This window comes from Terrabacter sp. 2TAF16 (assembly GCF_052115065.1).
In the GTDB taxonomy this organism is placed as follows: Bacteria; Actinomycetota; Actinomycetes; order Actinomycetales; family Dermatophilaceae; genus Terrabacter.
In genome coordinates this window covers 92,985-116,689 of sequence record NZ_JBFRFZ010000002.1, presented here as the reverse complement: position 1 = coordinate 116,689, position 23,705 = coordinate 92,985, and the positions used below count along the sequence as shown (strand labels likewise).

Here is a 23,705-nt window from a genome sequence, read left to right as displayed (position 1 = left end):
GGGAACCCGTCATGACCACACTCGTCACCCCGCCGCAGGCGCTGCCGCCCGAGGTCGCGGCCGCGGCCGGTCGCAACGTGCGGCCCGGCATCCTGCCGTCCCCCGGAGCGAGACAGTGGGTGTCCGCCTGCCCGGTCACGGCGCTCGTGCCCGGCCGTGGTGTCGCCGTGCTCCTCCCCGGCGGCGCCCAGGCGGCCCTCTTCCTGCTGCCCAACGGGATGATCTACGCCGTCGACAACCTCGACCCGTACGCGCGGGCAGCGGTCCTCTCGCGGGGCCTGACCGGCGACCGCGGCGGCGAGCCGACCGTGGCCTCACCGCTGCTCAAGCACGTCTTCTCGCTGCGCACCGGCGCCGCCCTCGACGATCCCGAGGTGGCCCTGCCGACGTATGCCGTCCGCGTCCAGCACGGCATCGTGCGAGTCGGCCTCCCCCTCCCCTGAACCGTCGAAAGGCCACGATCTGCGGGTCCCCCACCGTTGAGAGGCCAGACTCTGCCGGTCCCCACCGTCGAAAGGCCACAAACCGGAGCCCGGTGTGTGGCCCTTCGACGGGTGGAACGGGGTGAGCGGGGTCAGGCTGTGGGGGTGGTGGCGACGAAGCCGGCGCTCAGGGCGCCTTCGAGGCTGGTCGTCGGGCGGCCGATGAGACGCGACAGGTCGCCACTGTCGGTGAACAGGGCCCCCGCGGCGATCCCGCGGTCGCTGTCGGCCAGCACGCCGGCATACCCCTCGGGGAGGCCGGCCGCGACGAGAGCCGCGGTGTAGTCGGGGACGGACAGGTCGCGGTAGGCGACCTCGCGTCCGGCGACGCGACCCACGGTCTGGGCGAGCTCGCCGAGGGTGAACGCGTCGTCGCCACCGAGCTCGTAGACGGCGCCCTCGTGACCGCGTCCGTCCTCACCCGCGAGCACGACGGCGGCGGCGTCGGCATAGTCGGCCCGGGTCGCGGCGCTGACGCGCCCGTCGCCGGCGGCACCGAGGACGGCACCGTGCTCGAGGACGGTCGGCAGCTGGCCGGTGTAGTTCTCGAGGTACCAGGAGTTGCGCAGCAGGGCGTGCGGCAGGCCGGACGCCGCGAGCAGCTCCTCCGTGGCACGGTGCTCGGCGGCCAACGCGAGGTCGGACGTGTCGGCGCGCGTGATGCTCGTGTAGGCGACGAAGCCCACCCCGGCCCGCTTTGCCGCATCGATGACGTTGGCGTGCTGGGCGATGCGCTGGCCGACCTCGCTTCCCGAGACGAGGAGGAGCCGGTCGACACCTTCGAACGCAGCGTCGAGCGACGCCGGATCGGTGTAGTCGGCGCGGCGCACCACGACACCGCGGTCAGCCAGGTCGGCGACGGACTCGGGGTTGCGGGCGATGGCGACGACGTCGTCGGCGGGCGTGCCGCGCTCGAGGAGGGACTCGACGACGAGACGGCCGAGGTGACCGCTGGCACCGGTGACGAGAAGGGTCATGACGTTCCTTTCGGGTGGGGCTGACACCCTCCAGAACGACCGCTCCGACAGCATGCTTCCCAGAAGTTAGTACCCACTTTGAAGTAAGGTACTGACATGACGGTTAGTCCCACCCTGCGTCGACACTTCCCCGACGGCGTCTTCGCCTCCGACTGCCCCAGCCGCGTCGTGCTCGACCACGTGACGAGCAAGTGGGGCACGCTCGTCATCCTCGCCCTCGCCGAGGGCGATCCGCTGCGGTGGAGCGAGCTGCGCCGTCGCGCCGAAGGCGTCAGCGAGAAGATGCTCGCCCAGACCCTGCGCATGCTCGAGGCCGACGGGCTCGTCCACCGGGACGCCCGGCCGGTCGTCCCGCCGCACGTCGAGTACACCCTCACCGCACGTGGCGGCGAGCTCGCCGAGCGGATGGTGCCGCTCATGGACTGGATCGCCGACCACGCGCCCGCGATCGTCGGCGACGCCGAGGCGGCCGCCGCTACACGTTGAGCCGGTAGCCCCGTCGCACCACGGTCTGCACGAGGTGACGGTCGGGCAGCGCCGACCGGAGCCGGCTCACGGCCATGTCGAGCGCGTGCTCGTTCTCGGCCTCGGGCAGCTCGTCGAGGAGCCGCTCGCGGCTCAGCACCACGCCCGGCTCGGACATCAGGGCGGCGAGCATCGCCCGCGGCCCGCGGGCCAGGGTCACCGTCTCGCCGCCGAAGGTCACGACCCGCCCGTGCACGACGAGCGGACCCAGCGCGGTCTGGACCTCGGCGACGCCGTTGAGCGTCAGGTGCTCGACGACGGTGCGGATGAGCGCGCCCATCCGGAAGCGGTCGGGCACGATCGGTGTCACCCCGAGGTCGAGCAGCGGCGCCGCCGTCACCGGTCCGACCGCAGCGGCCGTGACGCCGCACCGCAGGGCATCGACGAGCACGCCGTCCATGCCGAGCTGCGCTGCGGCAGAGACGAGTCCGTCGACGGCCGGCGCCGACGTGAAGGTGACGACGTCGACCTCACGGGCCGCAACGGCCGCGACGAGACGTCCCAGCCGGCTCTCGTCGGTCGGCCGCACCCAGCGGTAGGGCGCCACGGTCAGCACCGTCGCCCCGGCCGACCGGAGCCGTTCGAGCTGCTCGACGTCCTCGTGGCCGTGCAGCTGCACGGCCACCCGCCTCCCGACGACGCCGCCCTCGAGGGCGAGCCCGACGGTCGACGCGGTCCGCTCGTCGTCGGCGATGCCGTCGTCGACGTGGCCCGCCGCCCGCACGGCGCCGCGCGCCTTGGGTCCGCGGACGATGACGCGGGCGTGGTCGAGGGTTCGCGCCAGGTCCTCACCGAGGCCGGCCGCATCGGCCGCCTCGATCCAGCGCCGGAAGCCGTAGGCCGTCGTGACGATGACGACGTCGGGGCGGCAGTCGATGACGGCGCGCGTGTCACCGATGAGGATCTCGTCCTCCTCGACGGGGGCGATGCGCACGGCCGGCGCGTGCAGCACCTCGGCGCCGCGGCGCACGAACGCGTCGATGAGGTCTCCCGACCGCCGGTCGGACGTCACGGCGACCCGGAAGCCGTCGAGCACCGGACCGGTGGGGTCCACCCGCACGGCGTCGGGATCGGGTCCCGTCAGCTCGGCCGACCACGCCGTGGGCGGGTGGCTGCGCCGTGCTGCCCCGGCTGCTCGCGTCGACGAGACGCCCGGCTCGCTCACGCGACGACGTCCATCGCGAGGCCGTCGGCGCCCCGGGCCCCCACGCGACGCGCCCAGACCTCGGCCTGGCGCACGACCTCGCCGACGACGATGACCGACGGCGACGACGCCCCGGCCCGGGCGACGAGGTCGGGCAGCGTGGCTAGGGTCCCGACGATGCTGCGCTGGTCGGGGGTGAAACCGCGCTCGACGACGGCAGCCGGGGTGTCTGCGGCGAGTCCGGCCCTGGCCAGCGCCGTCGTCAGCGGGACGAGGTTGTGCATCCCCATGAGGAAGACGACGGTTCCCCCGAGTCCCGCGAGCGCGCTCGCCTGCTCGGGTTCGAGCGGCACGTGGCCGGACACGACGGTGAAGGCGTGGCTGACACCGCGGTGGGTCACCGGTATGCCGGCACTCCCCGGCACGCCGACGGCGGACGAGACCCCGGGGACGACCGTCACGGGCAGCCCCGCCTCGACGGCCGCCGCGACCTCCTCGCCGCCCCGGCCGAAGACATAGGGGTCGCCACCCTTGAGCCGCACGACCGTGAGGCCGGCGAGGGCGCGCGCGACCATGATCCGCTCGATCTCGTCCTGGGGCACCGCGTGGTGTCCCGGCCGCTTGCCCACGTCGACGACCTCCGCCCCCGGGGCGAGGCGGGCGACGTCACCGACCTCGGCGAGCCGGTCGGTGAGCACGACGTCGGCCTCCGCGAGGGCGCGGATCCCGGCGAGCGTCAGCAGCTCGAGACCCCCGGGACCCGCCCCCACGAGGACGACCCGGCCCCGGGGCGCATCCGGGACCGGCTCGGTCACGACGGGGCACCGTCCCGCGAGCGCGTCACGGACCGAGCCCCAGCCGGCTCCGGGCCCGACGAGCACCGCGAGCCGCGCACGTGCGCACACCTCGTCCGTCACGTCCCCCGGCGAGGCGGCGACCGTGACCACGGCACCGGCCCGTTCGTGACGACGCACGACGGGGGCGGTGAGGCCCGGAGGCCCCACGACGAGCACGGGCAGTCCCGTCAGGTCGGTCTCGATCAGCACGGCGGCCTCCCGTCGCAGCTCGTGGTCCACGTCGGCTCCCACGGTAGGAAGCGTGTGTTTCGTCCGCGTTTCCGTCCCGCGATGCCCCGGTAACGGCGGACTCACCCGGGCGTATGCGTCCCGTGCGGTCGCCCGACCGGGTCCCGTCACGCGTCCCCCCGAAGCCCACGCTCCGACCCGACGTGACACCGACCTGACAGAGTGAGCCCATGACCAGCCCCGTGCCCGCACCTGCGCCCGTGCTCGTGGCGGTGGCGCACGGCACGTCGTCGGCCGCCGGCCGGTCGGCCATCGGCAGCCTCGTCGCGGCGGTCGCCGCGCGGCGCCCGGACCTCACCGTCCGTGCGGCGTTCGTCGACGTGCAGCCCCCGGACCCTGCCGCCGTGCTGTCGTCCCTGCACGACGATGCGCCCGCCCGGCTGGTGCCGCTGCTCCTGTCGGCCGGCCACCACGTCTACGTCGACCTCGACGAGGCCGCCGAGCGAGTGCCCGGCACCACGGTCGCACCGGCCCTCGGCCCCGACGACCGCCTCGCCGACCTGCTGCGCGACCGGCTCGTGGCGGCCGGGCTGCGGGACGACGACGACGTCGTGCTCGGTGCCGCCGGGTCGTCGCAGGCCTCGGCGGTCGCCGACTGCGAGCGCGTCGCCGCCGCGCTCGGCCGGCGCCTGGGGCGACCCGTCGTAGCCGGCTACCTGTCGGCCGCCGAGCCGAAGCTCGCCGAGGCCGTTGCGGCACAACGCGTTCCGGGGCGTCGCGTGGTCGTCGCCACCTACCTTCTCGCGCCCGGTTTCTTCGCCGACCTCGCCGGCAGGTCCGGCGCGGACGTCGTCACCCCACCGCTCCTGCTGCCCCACGAACCCGCGCCCGAGGCCCTCGTCGACGTCGTCGTCGAGCGCTACCTCAGCTGACGAGCGCCCAGGCGCCCCAGGCCGCGAACAACCCGAGTGCCACGTTGACGGCGATGTTGCCGACGGCGTCACGGCGACGGTTCTCGAGCCACAGCTCCACCGTGTCGGCCGCGAGCGTCGACAGGGTCGACAGGCCGCCGCAGAAGCCACCGATGAGGACGAGCGACCACGTCGGCCCCAGCTCGACCCGGTCGGCCACGACGGCTCCACCGACCACCGACGCCACGACGTTGGCGCCGAGCACGCCGAAGGGCAGCGGACGCTTCGTCAGCGTCCGCACGAGCCACGTCCGCAGGAGGGCGCCGATCGAGCCGGCTCCCACGGCGAGCGCCCAGCCCCACCACGCGACCGCGCTCACGCGGTCTCCCTGTCACCCTCGGTGAGCAGGCCACCCAGCCACATGCCCAGGGCCGCCGCGGCCACCCCGAGGACGATGCTCGTCAGCAGGCCGAGCGCGACGGCATACCCGGGGGTGCCGTCGACGAAGGCGATGCTGAGCGCCGAGAAGGACGTCAGCGAGCCGAGGCCGCCCGAGGCGAGCATCGAGCGCAGTCGGGGCCGCACGGGAAGCCGGACGAGCACCCCGAGCAGGAAGGCGCCGACGACGTTGATGACGCTGATCCGCGGGTCCCAGCCAGCCGCGCCGCTGCCGCCCATCGTCAGGAGCAGCCGGAGCAGCGTGCCCACGGCGCCGCCGAGGGCCACTGCGAACGGGTGCATGGCGCCAGTCTCTCAGCCCGGGCACGGCTGTCCGCGCGAGGCCACGGTCCGGGCGAGCCGCGACCCGACCGTGCTGAGCCGTCCCGACGGCTCGGGCGTCCTCAGCGGATCGGCAGGCCGAGACCGTGCGCTGCCGCCGCTGCCACGTCGGCAGGAAGGACCGGGCCGTACGTCACGTCGACCGGCCCCGACCCGGCACCGACGGACGGGCTGCCGAACCAGTGACCCCAGCCCATCCCGTGCAGCGGCTGCGGAACGCCCGGCGTGACGAGCGGTCGACCGCCGTCCGGGCCCCACCCGACGAGGACCTGCGACCACCGGGCGGCAGACGCGGCGTGCAGCGTGGGTCGACCCCCGTGACCACGCCCGTGACCTTCCCCGTGGCCACCCGTGTGACCGCCCGCGGGCGCCACAGCACCACCGCCACCGCCGACGCCGTCGTGCGACCCTCCGGCCGCGGAGCTTCCGCTCGAGCGGTGCTGGAGGTCGGCGTTGTCGTGCAGGCGTCGCGACAGCCGGTCGAACTCCGTGCTGATGCGCGTGAGGTCGTGCTCGACCCGCCGCCACCGCTCGACGAGGTGTTGCAGGTCCGGCCCCTGCCAGGCCCGCTGCATCGTCGACACCGCTCGCTGCCCACGCGCGCGGACGACGTCGACCTCACGGCCGAACGACGCCATCCGGCCCGCCGAGTCGCGGAGCGCGTCGACGTCAGCACCTTTCGAGAACACAGATCTCCCCCTCACCCCTGCACACCGGGCCCATCCTCACCTGCCGGCGCATCCACGTGCAATGGGGAGTCCTCCCCGGTTCGACGGCATACTCGGAGCGTCCCGCCCACCGCCCGAGAAGGTATGCCGCTGAGCCCGCCACGTCGCTACCTCACCCTCGCGTCCCCGGCCTCCGCCGAGCTCGAGGTGAAGCGGTCGCGCTTCGTGTGCGACGTCGCGCCGGTGCCGTCCGAGGAGGACGCCCGGGCGTTCGTCGAGACGGTGCGGTCGGTCACGCGGGACGCGCGGCACCACTGCACGGCGTTCGTCCTGGGGCCCGACGGTGGCACGCAGCGCAGCAACGACGACGGCGAGCCGTCGGGCACGGCCGGCGCGCCGATGCTCGACGTGCTGCGCGGACAGGGCCTGACCGAGGTCGTCGCCGTCGTGACCCGGTGGTTCGGTGGCACTTTGCTCGGCACGGGAGGCCTGATCCGCGCGTACGGGGACGCCGTCTCCGCCGCCGTCGACGCTGCGACCGTGGTGGCGTACGCGCGGCGCGACGGGCTCGTCGTCACGGTGGGCAGCGCCGACGCGCCCCGCGTCGAGAACGCCTTGCGCGGCCACCCGGGCTGCGCCGTCACCTCGACGACGTGGGGCGCGACCGGGCTCGTCCTCGACGTCGCGGTCGAGCCCGGCACCGGGGACTCCGTGCGCGGGCTCGTCGGCGCGCTCACCGCAGGCGCCGGAGAGGTCACCGGCGGACCCGGGTCGTGGGTCCGGGTCCCGACGCGGTAGTCCTCCCCTCCCGGTCGCCTCGGTCCCCGCCGGCCCCACCGGCAGGCGACGGACGCGTGAGAGCATGCCTGCATGGCCTTCCACATCGCCAACGATCCCGCCGCGGACCAGGTCCTCGACGAGCACCCTTTCGCCATCGTCGTCGGGATGATGCTCGACCAGCAGTACGGCATGGAGCACGCGTTCCGCGGCGGCTACAAGGTGCTGAGCCGCTTCGGCACGCTCGACCCCGCCGCGATCGCCGCAGCGGACCCCGCGGAGTTCAAGGCCATGGCGAGCACCCCTCCGGCGATCCACCGTTTCCCCGGCTCGATGGCGGCCCGGCTGCAGGAGCTCGCTGCCCTCGTCGAGGACCGCTACGACGGCGACGTGACCCGGCTCTGGACCGAGGCGACGACGGGAAAGGAGCTGTTCAAGCGGGTCCAGGAGCTGCCGGGCTTCGGCAAGCAGAAGGCACAGATCTTCGTGGCGCTGCTCGCCAAGCAGCTCGGGGTCCGGCCGGAGGGCTGGGAGGCCGTCGCCGGTGACTACGCTCTCGACGGCTACCGCTCGGTCGCCGACGTCGTCGACGGCGACTCCCTTCTCAAGGTGCGGGAGTTCAAGCAGGCCAAGAAGGCCGAGGCGAAGGCCAAGCAGGACGCCTGAGCCACACCACGCTTCGTACGGATGCCGCTGGGCTCGCTTCTCGTGGAAGCGAGCCCAACGGCATACGGCGTCTCGGACGAGAGCTGACCGGGAGCTGACGGGGTCAGTCGGCGAGGAAGCCGAGCAGGTCGGCCCGGGTCAGCACACCGATCGGCTTGCCGTCCTCGACGACGAGGATCGCGTCGGACTCCTCGAGCTCCTTGCGGGCCGCCGAGACGGGTGAGCCGGCGCCGACGAGGGGCAGGCCCTTCTCCATGTGCTTCTCGACGGAGTCGGCGAGGTGCGCCTGACCGGTGAAGAGCGCTGCGAGCAGGGCCCGCTCGCTGACGGAACCCGCGACCTCGCCGGACATGACGGGCGGCTCGGCCTTGACGACCGGCATCTGCGAGACGCCGTACTCGCGCAGGATCTGCACGGCGTCGCGGATCGTCTCGTTGGGGTGGGTGTGCACGAGGGCCGGCATGTCACCGGACTTGCCGTGGAGCACGGACCCGACCGTCGCCTCGGTGTGGTCGTTGAGGAAGCCGTAGGAGTGCATCCACTCGTCGTTGAAGATCTTGCTCATGTAGCCGCGGCCCGAGTCGGGCAGCAGCACGACCATGACGGCGTCCTCGGGCAGGTCCTTCGCGGCACGCAGCGCGGCCACGACGGCCATGCCGCACGAGCCACCGACGAGCAGGCCCTCCTCGCGGGCGAGTCGGCGGGTCATCTCGAAGGAGTCGGCGTCGCTGACGGCGATGACGTCGTCGACGACGGACGGGTCGTAGGCGCCCGGCCAGAAGTCCTCACCGACGCCCTCGACGAGGTAGGGGCGGCCCGTGCCGCCGGAGTAGACGGAGCCCTCCGGGTCGGCCGCGATGATGCGCACGGCGCCGTCGCTGACCTCCTTGAGGTACTTGCCGGTGCCGCTGATCGTGCCGCCCGTGCCCGCGCCCGCGACGAAGTGCGTGATGCGCCCGTCGGTGTCGCGCCAGATCTCGGGTCCGGTCGTCAGGTAGTGGCTGTTCGGACCCTCGGGGTTGTAGTACTGGTTCGGCTTCCACGCGCCGTCGATCTCGCGGACGAGGCGGTCGGAGACGGAGTAGTAGGAGTCGGGGTGCTCGGGCTCGACGGCCGTCGGGCAGACGACGACCTCGGCGCCGTAGGCCTTGAGCACGTCGCGCTTGTCCTGGCTCACCTTGTCGGGGCAGACGAACACGCAGTGGTAGCCGCGGCGCTGCGCCACGAGGGCCAGACCGACTCCGGTGTTGCCGCTCGTCGGCTCGACGATGGTGCCGCCGGGCTTCAGCAGGCCGTCCCGCTCAGCGGCCTCGACCATGCGCAGGGCGATGCGGTCCTTCACCGAGCCGCCGGGGTTGAAGTACTCGACCTTCGCCAGCACCGTGCACCTCACCCCCGCGTCCGCGACGACGGAGCCGAGCTTGACCAGGGGCGTGTTGCCGACGAGGTCGGCGACGTTCTCTGCGTACTTCACGCGTCCATCCTAGGAGGGCCGTCCCACGGTCCGAGACACGCGGGTGCCCGCCACCGCGCCGGCAGGACGTGCGAAGCGGCACGGAGCGTCCGGCCCGGGCGTTACCGTGGTGGACCCGGTCGAGCATCTCGACCCGGCAGAGGAAGGGGGTCCGGCATGGGGCGTGCACGACGCGCGCGCAAGATCGCCCAGGCGGCCGCCTACGGCGGTGGGATGGGGGTCGCCGGCCTCGGCGCGCTCGGAGCCCTCGGCTACGGCATCCTGCGCGGCGAGGCGATGATGGCCCGGAGGATCGTGGGCCAGCACTTCGAGGGCGCACCGTCCGACAGCGGCACCTACGGGTCCGGCCCGGGGACGCCGGTGCGGTTCCTCGTGCTCGGCGACTCGACCGGGGTCGGGATGGGCGCCGAACACCCTCACCAGACGGTCGGGGCGACGATCGCGAGCGGCATCGCCGCCTTCAGCGGCCGCCCTGTCGAGCTGACCAACGTCGCCGTCATCGGCGCCGAGTCGACCGGCCTCGACGAGCAGCTCGAGCGCGGCCTCGCGGCCGTCCCCCAGCCCGACGTCGCCGTCATCATGGTCGGCGCCAACGACGTGACCCACCGCATCGACCGCTCGATCGCCGTGCGCCACCTCGAGATGGCCGTGTGCGGCCTACGGGAGGCCGGGGCCGAGGTCGTCGTCGGCACGTGCCCCGACCTCGGCGCCATCCAGCCCGTGCCCCAGCCGCTGCGCCTGCTCGCCCGCCGCTGGTCGCGTGACCTCGCAGCGGCCCAGACCGTCGCTGTCGTCGAGGCCGGCGGACGCGCCGTGTCGATCGGCGACCTGCTCAGCGAGGCGTTCTCGGCCGAGCCGCACGTCATGTTCAGCAAGGACCGCTTCCACCCGAGCCCGGCCGGCTACGCCCGCGTCGCCGCCGCCCTGCTCCCGACGGTGAGCGCGGCGCTCGACCTCTTCGGCGAGGGCAGTGCCCCCACCGAGCCCAACCTGCGGCGCGGCGAGAGCGTCGGGCCGCTGGCCGTGGCCGCGACCAAGGCGGTGACCCAGCCGGGCACCGAGGTGGCTCCGGCCGAGGTGGGCGGCCAAGCGCGCGGGGCCCACGGACGCTGGGCCGTGCTGCTGCACCGCATCCGCCCCACCGTGCCCGGCGACCCGACCGCGCCGGATGCTGGGCCATCCGGGACGGCATACGGCCTCGGTGACCTGGACCCGGCCCCGTCGGACGTCACCGACCGGACGGACTCGGCCGACCACTCCGGCGGCACCGACGAGCGGCCGGCCGGCGGGCGCGCCGAGGACCCCGTCCTGCACTGACCGGGACATGCCGAAGGGGCCGCCCGCTGATGCGGACGGCCCCCTCGCAGGGTGGACGAGGTCAGCTGATCTTCATGATCTGACTGGCGTCGGGCGCCTTGATGCCGAGGTCGGCGTTCCACTGCGAGAAGTCGAGCTGACCGGGGCTGGCCTTGGAGCCGGTGAAGCGCACGACCTCGAACTTGTCCTTCGAGACGTAGAGCGCGCCCTCCGACTTGCCCTTCTTGTCGGTGAGGACCCAGCAGTCCACGCCGCCGACGTTCTCGCTCGCGACGTCGGTGGCCAGCTGCTGGGGCGTGACCGCGCCAAAGGCCTTCTGGAGGAAGCTGTTGAGGCTGAGGCTCTGGGTCATCGACCCGGCCGAGGACGGCGCCTTGATGAACTTGTCGCCGGCGTTCTGCACCGACGCCGGAGCACCCTGCTTCTTCCAGAAGGTCGCGTCGCCCTGGATGTAGACGGCGTCGCCGACGGAGATGACGCGCGCCTTGCCGTCGCCCTCCAGCTCGATGGCGATGTCGGCGGTCTTGCCGTCGCTCGTGCCCTTGAAGTCGATCTTGATCGTCTTGCCACTCTGGTCGACCTGGCCGACGAAGGCGCCCGACGTCGCGGCGAGCGCGTTCGTCTTGGCCTTGTCGAGGATCTCCGACGCCTCGGGGGCGTCGCTGGCGGCCGACGTGGACGAGCTCGCCGAGGCGGCGGGCGTCGACGCACTCGAGCTGGCGGAGCCGGTGGCGGGCGTCTCGGACTTCGAGCACGCGGCGGCGCCGAGGCTGATCGCGATCGCGCCGGACACGGCGACGACGCGGGTCGTGAAGGTCTTCATGGTGGGCGTGCCCCCTGATCGTCGGAGGGTCCGGCGTGAGCGTCCGGACCCGGCCGGCGCGTGGAGGCGCCGACAACTCATCCACCCTAGCGGTCGCCCAGGCGGACCCCGGAGTCGTACCCGCTCGGCGGGAGGCGTCCTCGAAGCGCCCTGGCGGGGCGGAGCTGACCGGGCGTACGCGTGGGGTGGGCGAGACGCACGTCATGGCCGGTGGCCTGTCCAACCGGTGCGAGGACGTCCTACCATCGTGGGGACTGAGCAAGCGCTTAGTCGCCCGTCGCACCGCCGCGCGGGCCGTCGATGCTGCACCAGGAGATCTCCCGTGACCGAAGCCGTCATCGTCTCGACCGCCCGCTCGCCGTTCGGCCGGGCCTTCAAGGGCTCGCTCAAGGAGGTCCGTCCCGACGACCTTGCCGCGACCGTCATCCAGGCCGCGCTCGACAAGGTGCCCGCCCTCGACAAGCGCCTCGTCGAGGACCTCTACCTCGGCTGCGCCGAGCCCTCGGGCCGGCACGGCTCCAACATGGCCAAGGTCGTCGCCACGCTCCTCGACCTCGACGCCACCCCGGCCGCGACGATCAACCGCTTCTGCGCCTCCTCGGCCCAGACGACACGGATGGCCTTCCACGCGATCAAGGCCGGCGAGGGCGACATCTTCGTCTCTGCCGGTGTCGAGTGCGTCTCGCAGTACACCGACTGGGCCGGCGCCGGTGGCGCCAAGGAGGACCAGCAGAACGGCCGCTTCGCCGACGCCCAGGCCCGCACCAAGCGCATCGCCGAGACCAACGAGACGTGGACCGACCCCCGCGAGGAGGGCCTGCTCCCCGACATCTACATCGCGATGGGCCAGACGGCCGAGAACGTCGCGACGGCCTACGGCATCTCGCGCGAGCGCCAGGACGAATGGGGCGTCACGAGCCAGAACCGCGCCGAAGCCGCCATCGGGCGCGGCTTCTTCGACTGGGAGATCACGCCGGTCACGACGCCCGACGGCACCGTCGTGAGCAAGGACGACGGCCCCCGCGCCGGCGTCACCCTCGAGGCCGTCCAGGGACTCAACCCCGTCTTCCGGCAGGAAGGCACGGTCACGGCCGGCAACTGCTGCCCCCTCAACGACGGCGCCGCGGCGCTCGTCATCATGAGCGACACCAAGGCCAAGGAGCTCGGCCTCGAGCCGCTCGCCCGCGTCGTCTCGACGGCCGCGACGGGCCTCTCCCCCGAGATCATGGGCCTCGGTCCGGTCGAGGCGACGAACCTCGCGCTCAAGCGGGCCGGACTGTCGATCGGCGACATCGACCTCTACGAGATCAACGAGGCCTTCGCCGCGCAGGTCATCGGGTCGGCCGACCAGATCGGCATGGACTACGACAAGCTCAACGTCAACGGCGGTGCCATCGCGATCGGCCACCCGTTCGGCGCCACCGGAGCCCGCATCACCGGCACGCTCATCAACGCGCTCCGCGAGCGGGACGGCCAGTTCGGCCTCGAGACGATGTGCGTCGGTGGCGGCCAGGGCATGGCCGTCATCTTCGAGCGCCTCAGCTGAGGTTCCGCCCTCCGCACCACGTCGAGTGGGCACCGTCCCCGCGGGGACGGTGCCCACTCGACGTTCGGGGCCGGGGAAGGTCCTCGACTAGAGGCAACGGCGTATGCCGGCAAGCTCGTCCGCGACGTCGGACGGGTCGGCGTCTGGCTCGGCCCGGAAGAGGTCGAGGACCATGACGGCCAGCTGGTCCATGACGACGGCCGGCCCGAGCTCGGGCACCGGCTGCGCGTCGACGCCACGGGACCCGGCCACCCGGTCGGCGAGCGTCTGGACGAGGGCCCGGACGGACGGCATACGCGAAAGCGCGTGGTCGAGCGGTAGCTGGTGCCACCGCTCGACCACGCGCCGGAGCTCGTCGGACACCTCGTGCGGGGTCGGCGAACCCACGCTCTGAGGTGTCACGAGCGCGTCAGTCGCGCAGACGCGCGAAGAGACGGACGAACTCGATGTAGAGCCAGACGATCGAGACGATGAGGCCGTGGGCGAGCAGCCACGAGTACTTCTTCGGGGCGCCCATCTGGACCGCACGGTCGATCGAGTCGAAGTCGACGGCGAGGGAGTACGACGCGAGGCCGACACCGAGGATCGACAGGCCGATGCCGAGCGGTCCGCTGGCGCCGAAGCCCCAGCCGTGGATGACGCCGGTCATGAGCAGCACGACCTGCAGCAGCGAGAAGAGGCCGTAGCCGACGATCGCGAAGAAGAACATCCGGCGCGTCTTGTCGTTGACCTTGACGAAGCCGGTCGCGTAGCCGACGTACATGGCCACGAAGACGCAGAGCGTGGCGAGGACGGCCATCTGCACGACGCCGTCGTAGTCCGGGATCGCCGCGATGTACTGGCTGAAGGCGCCGAGGAAGGCGCCCTGGAGCACGGCGTAGACCATGAGCAGCGGCACCGAGACCTTCTTCATGAAGGCGATGACGAAGCCGAGGATCAGCGTGCCGAACATGCCGCCGAGCCAGAACGGCAGCGTCATGTCGGTGTTGGCCTCGGTCCAGAACCACGACACGAAGGCCACGGCGATCGTGACGACGAAGAGCGTGATGCTCTTGACGACGACGTCGTCGACCGTGACGCGACCGGTGTCGGCCGGGCCGGCCGGCGGCTGCGCGTACATCTCGTTGAGCTGCTGCGCCGTCATCGCGTCCTGGCCCGCGTAACCGGTCGTCGCAGCCTGGGTGCCCTGCTGCGCCTGCTGTGGGCTGCCCTGCGGCGAGCCGAAGCCGGCGTAGCGCTCCTTCTCGATCTGCTTGTTGAGCCGGTCGAAGACCGGGTTTCCACCTGCCATGTGAGTGCGCTCCTAAAAGCACTGGGTGCCACGACCCGCGACTGGGCGTGGCGACTGTCCCCAAGAGTAAGCGAACGCACCCCACCGGAAGGTTCCCGCGCGCGAGAAGTGCTCGCCCGACACGGGATCGTGACGCGCCCCGCGGTGACCCCGGCGACCCGGCACGACGGCATACTGGGGACCCCGCCCCCGTGGCCCAATCGGCAGAGGCAGGCGACTTAAAATCGCCACAGGTGAGGGTTCGAGTCCCTCCGGGGGTACGTCACGGGCGTCGGCTGTCCGGCACGGTTCGGTAACGCCACGCTCACGCCTTGGCGTGGCACGCCACGCACGCGCCCGCTCCGCCTAGACTGGCCGTCGAGACCGAGGTCCAGGGGCCCTGCCGATGCGCTCCTTCTCGACCTGTACCGCACCTCGAGTGCGAACCCCTCACCACACGAAGGAGCAGCGGGTGCTGGAGCATCGTGTCGCCGGCGCGACGACCGCTGCTCCGCCGCGCGCGGCCTGGGTCGTCGACCCGCGCGTCGTCGACTTCGGTGACCGCCTCTCCGCCGCGCTCCGGCGCACGTGGGCCGACCCGATGGTCCGGCGCGGCACGCTCGGCACGACCCTCGTGGCCGCCGGCTCCGTCAGCCCCGCCTTCCTGCCCGCCGACACCTTCGAGCTTCCCGCCTCGCCGCTCATCGAGCGCTTCGGCCTCGTGTGGCTCGGCTCAGGCGCCGGACGGGTCCTCACGACGATCCTGCTCGCCGTCGGCATGGCCCTGCTCGTCGACGCGTGGCTGCGGATGCGCCCCGTGCACGGCCGCAAGGCCCCGTCGATGGCCTGGCTCTTCTGGAGCCTGCCGATCATGCTCGCGCCGCCGCTCTTCAGCCGCGACGCCTACAGCTACGCCGCGCAGGGACAGATCGTCCTGCGCGGGATGGACCCGTATGCCGTGGGGCCGTTCTGGGTGCCCGGCCCCTTCGCCGACCAGGTCGACCCGATGTGGATCGACACGCCGGCGCCCTACGGTCCGCTCGCACTGCAGGTCCAGCACCTCGTCGTCAGCATCTTCCCGGAGAACGCCTACGTCTCGGCCCTGGCCATGCGCGTGCCGGCGCTCCTCGCGGTCGGGCTGCTCGCCTACGCCCTGCCGCGCCTCGCTGAGCGCTACGGCGTCAGCGGTCGGCACGCCCTCTGGCTCGGCGTGCTCAACCCGCTCGTCCTCATGCACTTCGTCGGCGGAGGCCACGGCGACGCCGTCATGGTCGCCCTCGTGACCTTCGCCCTGCTCCTCGCGAGCCGCGGCCAGTTCGTCGTTGCGGCCGTGACGATCGCCGCGGCCGCCGCCTACAAGCAGACGGCCGTCCTCGCGCTCATCGGCGTCGTCGGCATGGCCCTGCAGGCGCAGACCGATCTGGAGCCCGGAGCTCCCGCACGGCTCAAGGCGATGGTCCGGCACGGCCTCGTCTACGGCGGCGTCACCGCGGCCGCCTTCACGGCGATCACCGCGGTCTCCGGTCTGGGCTGGGGCTGGATCCCCAACCTCTCCGTGCCCGTGTCGCTGCGCTCGATGCTCTCCCCGCCGACGTTCGTCGGCAGCGTCGTCGAGTGGCTGCTGAGGCTCGCCGGCATGCCCGAGAGCGTGACCTCGGCGCCCGTCCCCATCGCCCAGACGATCGGGCTGCTCCTGGGTCTGGCCGCCATCGCCTGGATCACCTGGCGCGTCGCGCCGCGCAACCCGGTGCTCGCCACGGCCGGAGCCCTGCTCGTGCTCTGCGCCTCGGGTCCGGTCATCCACCCGTGGTACCTCCTCTGGGGAGGGCTGCTCCTCGCCGCCGTGCGCCTCTCGGCGAAGCACGTGCGCGCCGTCGTCTTCGTGACACTCTTCTTCGTCACCTACGGCGTCGTCGACGCGACGGTCTCCAACGGCACGTGGGCGCTCGGCGTCTCGGCCGCGCTCTGGATGGCGGCCCGCCTGCGCGCCAACCGCCGTCGCGTGCACGAGCAGGCCGACGAGCCCTTCCTCGCTGCCGCGCTCCCCCGCCGCTGAACCCCGGTCAGGCGTCGGTCAGCCGCGCCGGGCTGCGCTGAGGGCGATGCCGTCGAGGATGTCGTGCTCGGACGTGACGACCTCGGTGACGCCTGCACGGTCGACGACCCGCTCGACGATGCGGCGCCACACGAGCGCACCGGCGCCGATGACGTCGACGCGTCCCGGGTGCATGTAGGGCAGCTCGGCGCGCCGCGCGCGCGGCATCGCCAGCAGGTCGTCGCAGGCGGCGACCATGTCGGCCGGGGTGGAGCGGGCCAGGTGGATCCGCACGGCGTCGTATGCCGGCAGGCGCAGCAGGTGCGCCGTGATCGTCGTGACGCTGCCGGCCAGACCGACGAGCGTCGCGACGCCCTCGAGCGGGACGACGGACTCCGCGACGTCCAGTGCGGCGTCGATGTCCCGGGTGGCAGCGGCGACCTCGTCGTCGGTGGCGGGGTCGGCCACGAGGTGTCGCTCGGTCATCCGGACGCAGCCGATGTCGACGGAGCGTGCGGCCTCGACGTGGTCGGTGCCGCGGACGAGCTCGGTCGAGCCGCCGCCGAGGTCGACGACGAGGTAAGGACCGAGGACACCTTGGGCCGCCAGGCCACCCGTGGCGCCGGCGAACGACAGTGCGGCCTCCTCGTCACCGGAGACGACCTCCGGCGAGACCTCGGAGCCGTACTGATCGACGAAGGCCGCGCGCACACCTTCGATGAAGTCCGAGGCGTTGCGCGCGTCGCGGGACGCCGAGGTGGCGACGAAGCGCACGTGCACGGCGCCCAGCTCACGGCACGAGGCGGCATACTCCCGCGTGACGGCGAGCGTGCGCTCCATCGACTCGGGGGCGATGACACCGGTGCGGTCCACGCCGTGGCCGAGGCGGACGATCTCCATCCGGCGCAGCACGTCGGTGAGCGCCTGCGTCAGCGGGTCGACGTCGGCGACGAGCAGACGGATCGAGTTGGTGCCGCAGTCGATCGCGCCGACGCGGACGATCCGGTCACTCACCGGGGGCTCCCTCGACGCCGGCGTCCTCGGCCGCGTGCAGGGCCGCGCACGACGTCGGCAGCCACCAGTCGTCGAGCATCGCGAGGGCCTCGTCGCCGAGCGGGTTGACGCCCGGACCGGCCGCCAGGGAGTGTCCGACGAGGACATGGAGGCACTTGACGCGGGTCGGCATGCCACCGGCCGAGATGCCGTGGATCTCGGGCACGTCTCCGAGCTCGGCCCGCTGCGCGAGGTAGTGCTCGTGCGCCCTCGCGTAGGCGGCGGCGAGCTCCTCGTCGTGGGCGAGCCGCTCGGTCATCTCCTTCATGACCCCGGCCGTCTCGAGGGTGCTCACCGCGCCGGTGAGGCGCGGGCACGTCGCGTAGTACGTCGTCGGGAACGGAGTGCCGTCGGGCAGGCGGGGTTCGGTGCGCAGGACGTCGGGCTCCCCGCACGGGCAGCGGTGGGCCACCTCGGCCACGCCGCGCGGGCGGCGACCGAGCTGGCGCTCGACGGCGTCGAGGTCGGCGACCTCGACGTGGTGGGCGCCGGCGGCGGCCGGTGCGGACGGACGGGAGGGGTCGCTCACGCGGGACTCACTTCTCGGGCTCTCATGGGCGCCGGGGGGGGTGCCGTGGGTGACGACGAGGTCACTTGGGGCGGTTGACCCCGGCGGTGGGTCGGTCGGCGATCTGGATGGACTGCCACACCTTGCCGTACCACGGCGATGCGGCGTTGGCCATGGGCGCGGCGACGACGGGGCGCTCCGCAGCGGGAGCGCTCGCCTCGTTGGTCGACGGGTCGATGACGGTGTAGGCGCGGTCGCCGACCCGCACGAACTTGAGGCGTTCGCGGGCCTGGACCTCGATGTAGGCGGGGTCCTTCCACAGCGCCGCCTCGCGCTCGAGCCGGGCCACGGTGTCCCGCTGGGCGGCGACCTTGTCCTGCATGGCCGCGGCGTCGCCCCGCTGCTGGACGAGGGATCGGAGGGTGGGCACGATGGTCACGGCGAGCATGACGAGGATGCCGAGCAGGATGGCACCGCGCACCCAGGCCGTCGAGGCCGACGGCGGGGCCGTCTGCGGGGTGCGGGGCCGGGCCGCCAGGGCCGGGCGCTCCTTGCCGGCTCCGGGACGGCTCGCGCGCGCAGCCCCCGGACGGGACTGACCCGGCCGGGTGGCTGACGAGCGGCTCGCGCCCGCACGGCTGGTCGATCGGGCCGAGGACGGGCGACCGGTGGACGTCGACCCCGACGTCCCGGTACCGGCCCCCGGCTTCGACGTGGCCTTCGGACCGGGCTTCGGACCGGGCTTCGGACCGGGCTTCGCGCCGGGGGCCTGCCGGGGGGAGGCCGGTCGCGCGCCACCACCCGAGCGGCCCGTCGACGACGGGCGGCCCGGGCGGGACGGCGTGCGGTCGGCCACGAGGTCAGCCCTCGGCGCCGAAGCGGCTCGCGTCGAAGCGCGGGAAGGCGCCCGTGCCGGCGTAGACGGCGGCGTCGTCGAGCTCCTCCTCGATGCGCAGCAGCTGGTTGTACTTCGCGACGCGCTCGGAGCGGGCCGGGGCACCGGTCTTGATCTGGCCGCAGTTGGTGGCGACGGCGAGGTCGGCGATCGTGACGTCCTCGGTCTCACCGGAACGGTGGCTCATCATGCAGCGGTAGCCGTTGCTCTGCGCCAGCGTCACGGCGTCGAGCGTCTCGGTGAGCGTGCCGATCTGGTTGACCTTGACGAGCAGCGCGTTGGCCGTGCCGGTCGAGATGCCTCGCCCGAGTCGCTCGGGGTTGGTGACGAAGAGGTCGTCGCCGACGATCTGCACCTTGGAGCCGAGCAGGTCGGTCATGGACTTCCAGCCGTCCCAGTCCTCCTCGTTGAGGGGGTCCTCGATGGAGACGAGCGGGTAGGCCTCGACGAGCTCGGCGTAGTATGCGATCATCTCGTCGGCCGACTTGCTCGCGCCCTCGAAGGCGTAGGAGCCGTCCTCGAAGAACTCGGACGCCGCGACGTCGAGCGCGAGGGCGATGTCACGGCCCGGCTCGTAGCCGGCGGCCTTGATCGCCTCGAGGATGAGGTCGAGGGCGGCACGGTTGGACTCGAGGTTCGGGGCGAAGCCGCCCTCGTCGCCGAGGCCGGTCGCGAGACCGCGCTCGTGCAGGACCTTCTTGAGCGCGTGGTAGACCTCGGCGCCCCAGCGCACGGCCTCGCGGAAGGTGGGCGCGCCCACGGGCGCGATCATGAACTCCTGGATGTCGACGTTGGAGTCGGCGTGCGACCCACCGTTGAGGATGTTCATCATCGGGACCGGGAGCACGTGGGCGTTCGGGCCACCGACGTAGCGGAAGAGCGGCAGGCCGGCCGACTCGGCGGCGGCGTGCGCGACGGCGAGCGAGACGCCGAGGATCGCGTTGGCGCCGAGGTTCTCCTTGTTGGCGGAGCCGTCGAGCGCCATCATCTCGGCGTCGATGAGGCGCTGCTCGCTCGCGTCGAAGCCGACGAGCCGCGGGTTGATCTCCTCGATGACCGCGTCGACGGCCTGCTCGACGCCCTTGCCGAGGTAGCGGCCCTTGTCGCCGTCACGCCGCTCGGACGCCTCGAAGGCCCCGGTCGAGGCGCCCGACGGGACGGCCGCGCGAGCGAACGTGCCGTCGTCGAGACGGATCTCGACCTCGACGGTGGGGTTGCCGCGCGAGTCCAGGATCTCGCGGGCGCCAATCTCCTCAATGCTGGCCACTTGGCTCTCCTGTGCTGGTGCTGCTCATGGGTGCTCATGGGGTGCTCGGCGCGGACGAGTCGCAGCGCTGCGAACCCCCGCGCACCGAGCACAGGTGCTGGGGACGAGCCTAGCCCGTGGGGTCTCCGGGCCGGTGGAGCGACCCGGCATACGGGCAGGTGGAAGGGCACGTGGGGCAGACCGGGACGTATCGGGCACGGGGACAAACCGGGGTCCTTCCGCCCAAACATTTTTACTACTTCCTTACCAAAGGCTGACCGGGAGAAGGCATACTCACAACTAGCCATCCGGGGGGGTGGAGCTGGTCGTGAATAGGGCACCAGTGGGTGCCGGGGGTGGGGTGTTGTCATGGGTCAACCCATGCGCGAGTCGGGGGTTGTTCTACTGAATGTGAGCGCGCGTCCGGTGACGCAGCCGCTCAGCGAGAGGGGCCGGGGGCAGCGTCTGCTGCAGCTCGGGATCGCCGGTGGTGACCTGGTCATCATCACGGCGGCGACGGCGCTGGCGGCCGTCGGACGCACGAGTCTCGACGTCTTCAACGCCGCGAACGACGTCAACCAGGTCGCCCAGTCGGTCGGCCTGTGGATCGTCGCCGCGTGGATGGTCGCCAACCTCGCGCTCGGGACGTACACGAGCAGCCACCTGGGGGTGGGCACGATCGAGTACGCCCGGGTGTGCAGCGCGGCCGGCCTCACGGCCGGGGCCATCGGGATCCTCAGCTACCTGACGAAGTTCAACCTCTCGCGAGGCTTCTTCGTGCTGATCTTCGCGATCGGGGTCCCGCTCGTGCTGCTCTGGCGGTGGTACGCCCGCCGGCTCGTCCACCGGGCCCACGCCCACGGCCACCTGCTGACCCGGGTGCTCATCTCGGGCTCGGCCTCACACGTCGACGACGTCGCCGCGGTGCTCGAGCGCGAGACGTGGCTCGGCTACCGCATCGTCGGCGCGCTGACGCCCTCGTCGCACCCGACCGCGGCGACCCCGCGCGGGGTGCCGGTCGTCGGGAACACCGGGCAGACCGCGGAGTCGGTCATCGCCGAGAAGGCCGACATGGTCGTCTTCACCGAGGGCGCGTTCCCCTCGGCCGTCGACTTCCGCCGCATCGCGTGGGACCTCGAGGGCCACCACGTGCAGATGGCGGTCGTCCCCAGCCTCAGCGACATCAGCTCGGGGCGGATGGCGATGCGCCCGGTCGGCGGACTGCCCCTCGTCCACGTCGAGCAGCCGCAGAGCCTGGGCGCCTCACGTGGCCTCAAGCGCGCCTTCGACTTCGCCGGAGCGACGCTCCTGCTGCTCGTCGCGGCGCCCCTGATGATCCTCGTCGCGATCGCCACCAAGCTCCAGGACGGCGGACCGATCCTCTTCCGGCAGACCCGCGTCGGCCGCGACGGCGAGCTCTTCGAGTGCCTCAAGTTCCGCAGCATGGTCATCGACGCCGAGGCCAAGCTCTCCGGCATCTCGCACCTGAACCAGAACGCCGACGGCGTCCTCTTCAAGGCCCAGGCCGACCCGCGCATCACCCGGGTCGGCGCGTTCATCCGCCGCTACTCCATCGACGAGCTGCCCCAGCTGATCAACGTCGTCAACGGCGACATGAGCCTCGTCGGCCCCCGACCCGCCCTCCCGGCCGAGGTCCGTCGCTACGTGCCCGACGTCCAGCGCCGCCTCCACGTCAGACCCGGCGTGACCGGCCTCTGGCAGGTCTCCGGACGCAGCGACCTGTCCTGGGAGGACACCGTGCGCCTCGACCTCTACTACGTCGACAACTGGTCCATCGTCCAGGACCTGTCCATCATGGCCAAGACCATCCACGCCGTCTTCGCCTCGCGCGGTGCCTACTGACACGCATCCTCAGCCCGGTGAGGGCCGCGCCACCGCACCCCGGTGACGTGGCCCTCACCATTCGTCCCGCTTGGGCCGGCACGACCCCGAGGGCGTATGCCGTCCGGCCGGCTCAGGCGTCGGCGTCGGGGTGCGTGCTGGCCGCGCTCGCGGCCTCCAGAGCGCGCAGGGTCTCGCGGAGGGCGGCCTCCGCGTCCATGCCCTCGGCCCGTGCCGTGCGGACGAGGTCGAGCAGCTGCGCACCGAGCCCCCCGCCGGCGACGGCGGCGTCGACGAGGTCCTCGCGGCCCGCGCGACGCAGCCGGGAGACGTACTTCTCGGCCCGGGCGAGGGCCGGCAGCGAGCTCGGGACGCCCTCGACCGGGTGGGTGCGGTGCTGCTTCTCGTCGGCCTTGATCGACTCCCAGTTGGCCTCGACGGCGTCGGCCGTGTCGGCCTCGACCTCGGCGAAGACGTGCGGGTGTCGCCGGACGAGCTTGTCGACGAGACCGCCGGCGACGTCGTCGATGTCGAACGGCTCGCTCGGGTGCTCCTGCGCCACGCGGGACTGGAACGCGATCTGCAGCAGCAGGTCGCCGAGCTCCTCCTGCATGTGCGACGGATCGCCGCTCTCGATGGCCTCGATGGCCTCGTGCGCCTCCTCGAGGAGGTACGGCACGAGCGAGTCGTGGGTCTGCTTCGCGTCCCAGGGGCAGCCACCGGGCGACCGGAGCCGGTCCATGACGGCGACGACGTCGAGAAGCCGGGCACCGGGCACGTCGAACGAACCGATGAGCAGCTCGACCTCGGGTGGCTCGGGCAGCCGGGTCACCTCGACCGCCACGGCGTCGCTGAGGCCGGGGTCACCGTCGGACGAGCCGACCCACACGACGTCACCCACCTCGGAGGCGGTGACGAGGTCGCGCGCGAGGTCGGCCGGGTGACCGTCCTCGCGGGGACGCACCGCGATGCCGGCCTCGACGAGCGCGGCGACCTGCGGCTCGTCGGGACGGCCCCACACGGCATACGCCCGCTCGAGGCTCTGCCACGCCTCACGGGTCAGCAGACCCGGGGCGATGCGTGGGGTTGTGACGAGCAGGACGACGCGGGCGGTCACGACGCAGGGCTGCGGAGGTCTACTGGGCCGGGGCCGGGGCCGGGGCGGGGGCGGTGGCCGGGGCGGTGTTGCCGCCCGGCTTGACCCAGTTGGGCGTCTGCTGACCGATGGTGAAGTAGACGGGCCCCTCGGCAGACTGCACGACGGAGCCGTACTTGGGGTTGACGCTGATGTCGGCCTTCTTGAGGTCCGCGCGGTAGGCGGCGACGTCGGCGGGTGTCATCTTCTGCGACTGGATGAGGGCGACCGCCGCGACGAATTCCTTCGTCGTGTCGGTGGCGTCGGGGATGGAGGAGATGACCGAGGCGTACGTCTCGTCGGGCTTCCAGCTGCCGGACTTGCCGACGACGTCCTTGAGCAGCGGCGCCGCGACGAGGGCGGTGACGACGATGTTCTCGGCGAAGTCGAGCTTGGCCGCCTTGAGCTGGTCGTACGTCTCACGCACGTCGGACTCGTGGATGACCTCGCCGTTGACGACGGCGGCGGCCTGCTGGCGCGTCTCGAAACCGCACCCGCCGAGCAGCGACACGGCGCCGAGCGCGGCGATGCCGACGACGGCCACGCGCTTCGCGGGTTGAGCAGACCAAGCCTTCACTGATTTCCTCCTCTGGCGGATGCGTCTGA

General features: G+C 72.6%; 25 protein-coding genes and 1 tRNA gene. 10 read left to right on the top strand and 16 right to left on the bottom strand.

The features are described from left to right. Positions 1-11: 11 nt before the first annotated feature. Positions 12-443, top strand: coding sequence for a nitrite reductase small subunit NirD (gene nirD, locus AB4Z14_RS02760; protein WP_442273827.1), 432 nt, complete (start codon positions 12-14; stop codon positions 441-443). Between the two features lie 131 nt (positions 444-574). On the opposite strand, the gene AB4Z14_RS02755 is transcribed toward nirD, so the two are convergent. Then, positions 575-1,459: an SDR family oxidoreductase gene (locus tag AB4Z14_RS02755; protein WP_442273826.1), complete on the bottom strand. Its 885-nt coding sequence runs from the start codon at positions 1,457-1,459 to the stop codon at positions 575-577. A 96-nt stretch (positions 1,460-1,555) separates the two neighbouring features. Between AB4Z14_RS02755 and AB4Z14_RS02750 the strand changes: the two genes are divergently transcribed. Next, the gene (locus tag AB4Z14_RS02750) at positions 1,556-1,945 is read left to right on the top strand and encodes a winged helix-turn-helix transcriptional regulator (RefSeq protein ID WP_056826742.1); all 390 of its coding nucleotides are present in this window, start codon (positions 1,556-1,558) and stop codon (positions 1,943-1,945) included. Here AB4Z14_RS02750 and AB4Z14_RS02745 read toward each other — a convergent pair. Then, complete coding sequence (locus AB4Z14_RS02745) at positions 1,935-3,149, bottom strand: uroporphyrinogen-III synthase (RefSeq protein WP_442273825.1); 1,215 nt, start codon at positions 3,147-3,149, stop codon at positions 1,935-1,937. The two genes, AB4Z14_RS02750 and AB4Z14_RS02745, sit on opposite strands and share 11 nt — an antisense overlap. After that, on the bottom strand, positions 3,146-4,216 hold the full coding sequence (cobA, locus tag AB4Z14_RS02740; RefSeq protein WP_442273824.1) for a uroporphyrinogen-III C-methyltransferase: 1,071 nt from the start codon (positions 4,214-4,216) through the stop codon (positions 3,146-3,148). Before cobA ends, AB4Z14_RS02745 begins: the two co-directional genes overlap by 4 nt. Positions 4,217-4,383: 167 nt before the next feature. Between cobA and AB4Z14_RS02735 the strand changes: the two genes are divergently transcribed. Next, positions 4,384-5,085: a sirohydrochlorin chelatase gene (locus tag AB4Z14_RS02735; RefSeq protein WP_442273823.1), complete on the top strand. Its 702-nt coding sequence runs from the start codon at positions 4,384-4,386 to the stop codon at positions 5,083-5,085. Here the strand turns inward: AB4Z14_RS02735 and AB4Z14_RS02730 are convergent. The 3 genes from AB4Z14_RS02730 to AB4Z14_RS02720 form a co-directional block, all read right to left on the bottom strand. Next, the gene (locus tag AB4Z14_RS02730) at positions 5,078-5,443 is read right to left on the bottom strand and encodes a fluoride efflux transporter FluC (protein ID WP_442273822.1); all 366 of its coding nucleotides are present in this window, start codon (positions 5,441-5,443) and stop codon (positions 5,078-5,080) included. The two genes, AB4Z14_RS02735 and AB4Z14_RS02730, sit on opposite strands and share 8 nt — an antisense overlap. Continuing rightward, positions 5,440-5,805: a fluoride efflux transporter FluC gene (locus tag AB4Z14_RS02725; protein WP_056778059.1), complete on the bottom strand. Its 366-nt coding sequence runs from the start codon at positions 5,803-5,805 to the stop codon at positions 5,440-5,442. The genes AB4Z14_RS02730 and AB4Z14_RS02725 overlap by 4 nt, the downstream gene beginning before the upstream one ends. A gap of 101 nt (positions 5,806-5,906) precedes the next feature. Beyond that, positions 5,907-6,533, bottom strand: coding sequence for a WXG100 family type VII secretion target (locus tag AB4Z14_RS02720; RefSeq protein WP_442273821.1), 627 nt, complete (start codon positions 6,531-6,533; stop codon positions 5,907-5,909). 123 nt (positions 6,534-6,656) lie between these two features. On the opposite strand from AB4Z14_RS02720, the gene AB4Z14_RS02715 reads away from it, so the two are divergent. After that, the gene (locus AB4Z14_RS02715; RefSeq protein ID WP_442273820.1) at positions 6,657-7,310 is read left to right on the top strand and encodes an IMPACT family protein; all 654 of its coding nucleotides are present in this window, start codon (positions 6,657-6,659) and stop codon (positions 7,308-7,310) included. A gap of 72 nt (positions 7,311-7,382) precedes the next feature. Beyond that, the gene (locus AB4Z14_RS02710; protein ID WP_442273819.1) at positions 7,383-7,955 is read left to right on the top strand and encodes an HhH-GPD-type base excision DNA repair protein; all 573 of its coding nucleotides are present in this window, start codon (positions 7,383-7,385) and stop codon (positions 7,953-7,955) included. 103 nt (positions 7,956-8,058) lie between these two features. Here AB4Z14_RS02710 and AB4Z14_RS02705 read toward each other — a convergent pair whose 3' ends face one another. Next, entirely contained in the window at positions 8,059-9,429 is a 1,371-nt protein-coding gene (locus AB4Z14_RS02705) for a cystathionine beta-synthase (RefSeq protein ID WP_056778051.1), read from the bottom strand. A gap of 156 nt (positions 9,430-9,585) precedes the next feature. Between AB4Z14_RS02705 and AB4Z14_RS02700 the strand changes: the two genes are divergently transcribed. Then, positions 9,586-10,746, top strand: a complete 1,161-nt coding sequence (locus AB4Z14_RS02700; protein WP_442273818.1) for an SGNH/GDSL hydrolase family protein — start codon at positions 9,586-9,588, stop codon at positions 10,744-10,746. A gap of 61 nt (positions 10,747-10,807) precedes the next feature. Here the strand turns inward: AB4Z14_RS02700 and AB4Z14_RS02695 are convergent, their stop codons facing one another. Beyond that, on the bottom strand, positions 10,808-11,569 hold the full coding sequence (locus tag AB4Z14_RS02695) for a hypothetical protein (protein WP_442273817.1): 762 nt from the start codon (positions 11,567-11,569) through the stop codon (positions 10,808-10,810). A gap of 322 nt (positions 11,570-11,891) precedes the next feature. Here AB4Z14_RS02695 and AB4Z14_RS02690 point away from each other — a divergent pair, with 322 nt between their 5' ends. Continuing rightward, positions 11,892-13,115 (top strand): acetyl-CoA C-acetyltransferase, encoded by a 1,224-nt coding sequence (locus tag AB4Z14_RS02690; RefSeq protein ID WP_442273816.1) that lies wholly within the window; start codon positions 11,892-11,894, stop codon positions 13,113-13,115. An 87-nt stretch (positions 13,116-13,202) separates the two neighbouring features. On the opposite strand, the gene AB4Z14_RS02685 is transcribed toward AB4Z14_RS02690, so the two are convergent. Beyond that, positions 13,203-13,502 (bottom strand): hypothetical protein, encoded by a 300-nt coding sequence (locus tag AB4Z14_RS02685; protein ID WP_442273815.1) that lies wholly within the window; start codon positions 13,500-13,502, stop codon positions 13,203-13,205. Between the two features lie 22 nt (positions 13,503-13,524). Next, on the bottom strand, positions 13,525-14,406 hold the full coding sequence (locus AB4Z14_RS02680; RefSeq protein WP_442273814.1) for a Bax inhibitor-1/YccA family protein: 882 nt from the start codon (positions 14,404-14,406) through the stop codon (positions 13,525-13,527). Positions 14,407-14,591: 185 nt separating this feature from the next. Here AB4Z14_RS02680 and AB4Z14_RS02675 point away from each other — a divergent pair. Then, positions 14,592-14,666 (top strand) — tRNA-Leu (locus tag AB4Z14_RS02675). A 191-nt stretch (positions 14,667-14,857) separates the two neighbouring features. Beyond that, positions 14,858-16,441, top strand: a complete 1,584-nt coding sequence (mptB, locus tag AB4Z14_RS02670) for a polyprenol phosphomannose-dependent alpha 1,6 mannosyltransferase MptB (RefSeq protein WP_056778036.1) — start codon at positions 14,858-14,860, stop codon at positions 16,439-16,441. An 18-nt stretch (positions 16,442-16,459) separates the two neighbouring features. Here mptB and AB4Z14_RS02665 read toward each other — a convergent pair whose 3' ends face one another. The 4 genes from AB4Z14_RS02665 to eno all read right to left on the bottom strand — a co-directional run bounded on the left by AB4Z14_RS02665 (position 16,460) and on the right by eno (position 20,143). Further along, on the bottom strand, positions 16,460-17,434 hold the full coding sequence (locus AB4Z14_RS02665) for a Ppx/GppA phosphatase family protein (protein WP_442273813.1): 975 nt from the start codon (positions 17,432-17,434) through the stop codon (positions 16,460-16,462). Then, a complete protein-coding gene (locus AB4Z14_RS02660; protein ID WP_442273812.1) occupies positions 17,427-18,002 on the bottom strand; it encodes a DUF501 domain-containing protein in 576 nt (191 codons plus the stop codon). The genes AB4Z14_RS02665 and AB4Z14_RS02660 overlap by 8 nt, the downstream gene beginning before the upstream one ends. 61 nt (positions 18,003-18,063) lie before the next feature. Beyond that, the gene (locus tag AB4Z14_RS02655) at positions 18,064-18,462 is read right to left on the bottom strand and encodes an FtsB family cell division protein (protein ID WP_442273811.1); all 399 of its coding nucleotides are present in this window, start codon (positions 18,460-18,462) and stop codon (positions 18,064-18,066) included. Positions 18,463-18,841: 379 nt separating this feature from the next. Beyond that, positions 18,842-20,143 (bottom strand): phosphopyruvate hydratase, encoded by a 1,302-nt coding sequence (gene eno, locus AB4Z14_RS02650; protein WP_020144939.1) that lies wholly within the window; start codon positions 20,141-20,143, stop codon positions 18,842-18,844. A 405-nt stretch (positions 20,144-20,548) separates the two neighbouring features. On the opposite strand from eno, the gene AB4Z14_RS02645 reads away from it, so the two are divergent. Further along, positions 20,549-21,985, top strand: a complete 1,437-nt coding sequence (locus AB4Z14_RS02645) for a sugar transferase (protein ID WP_442273810.1) — start codon at positions 20,549-20,551, stop codon at positions 21,983-21,985. A gap of 112 nt (positions 21,986-22,097) precedes the next feature. Here the strand turns inward: AB4Z14_RS02645 and AB4Z14_RS02640 are convergent, their stop codons facing one another. Both AB4Z14_RS02640 and AB4Z14_RS02635 read right to left on the bottom strand, forming a co-directional pair. Next, entirely contained in the window at positions 22,098-23,081 is a 984-nt protein-coding gene (locus AB4Z14_RS02640) for a MazG family protein (RefSeq protein ID WP_442273809.1), read from the bottom strand. A gap of 19 nt (positions 23,082-23,100) precedes the next feature. Next, entirely contained in the window at positions 23,101-23,676 is a 576-nt protein-coding gene (locus AB4Z14_RS02635; RefSeq protein ID WP_442273808.1) for a hypothetical protein, read from the bottom strand. Positions 23,677-23,705: the final 29 nt, after the last annotated feature.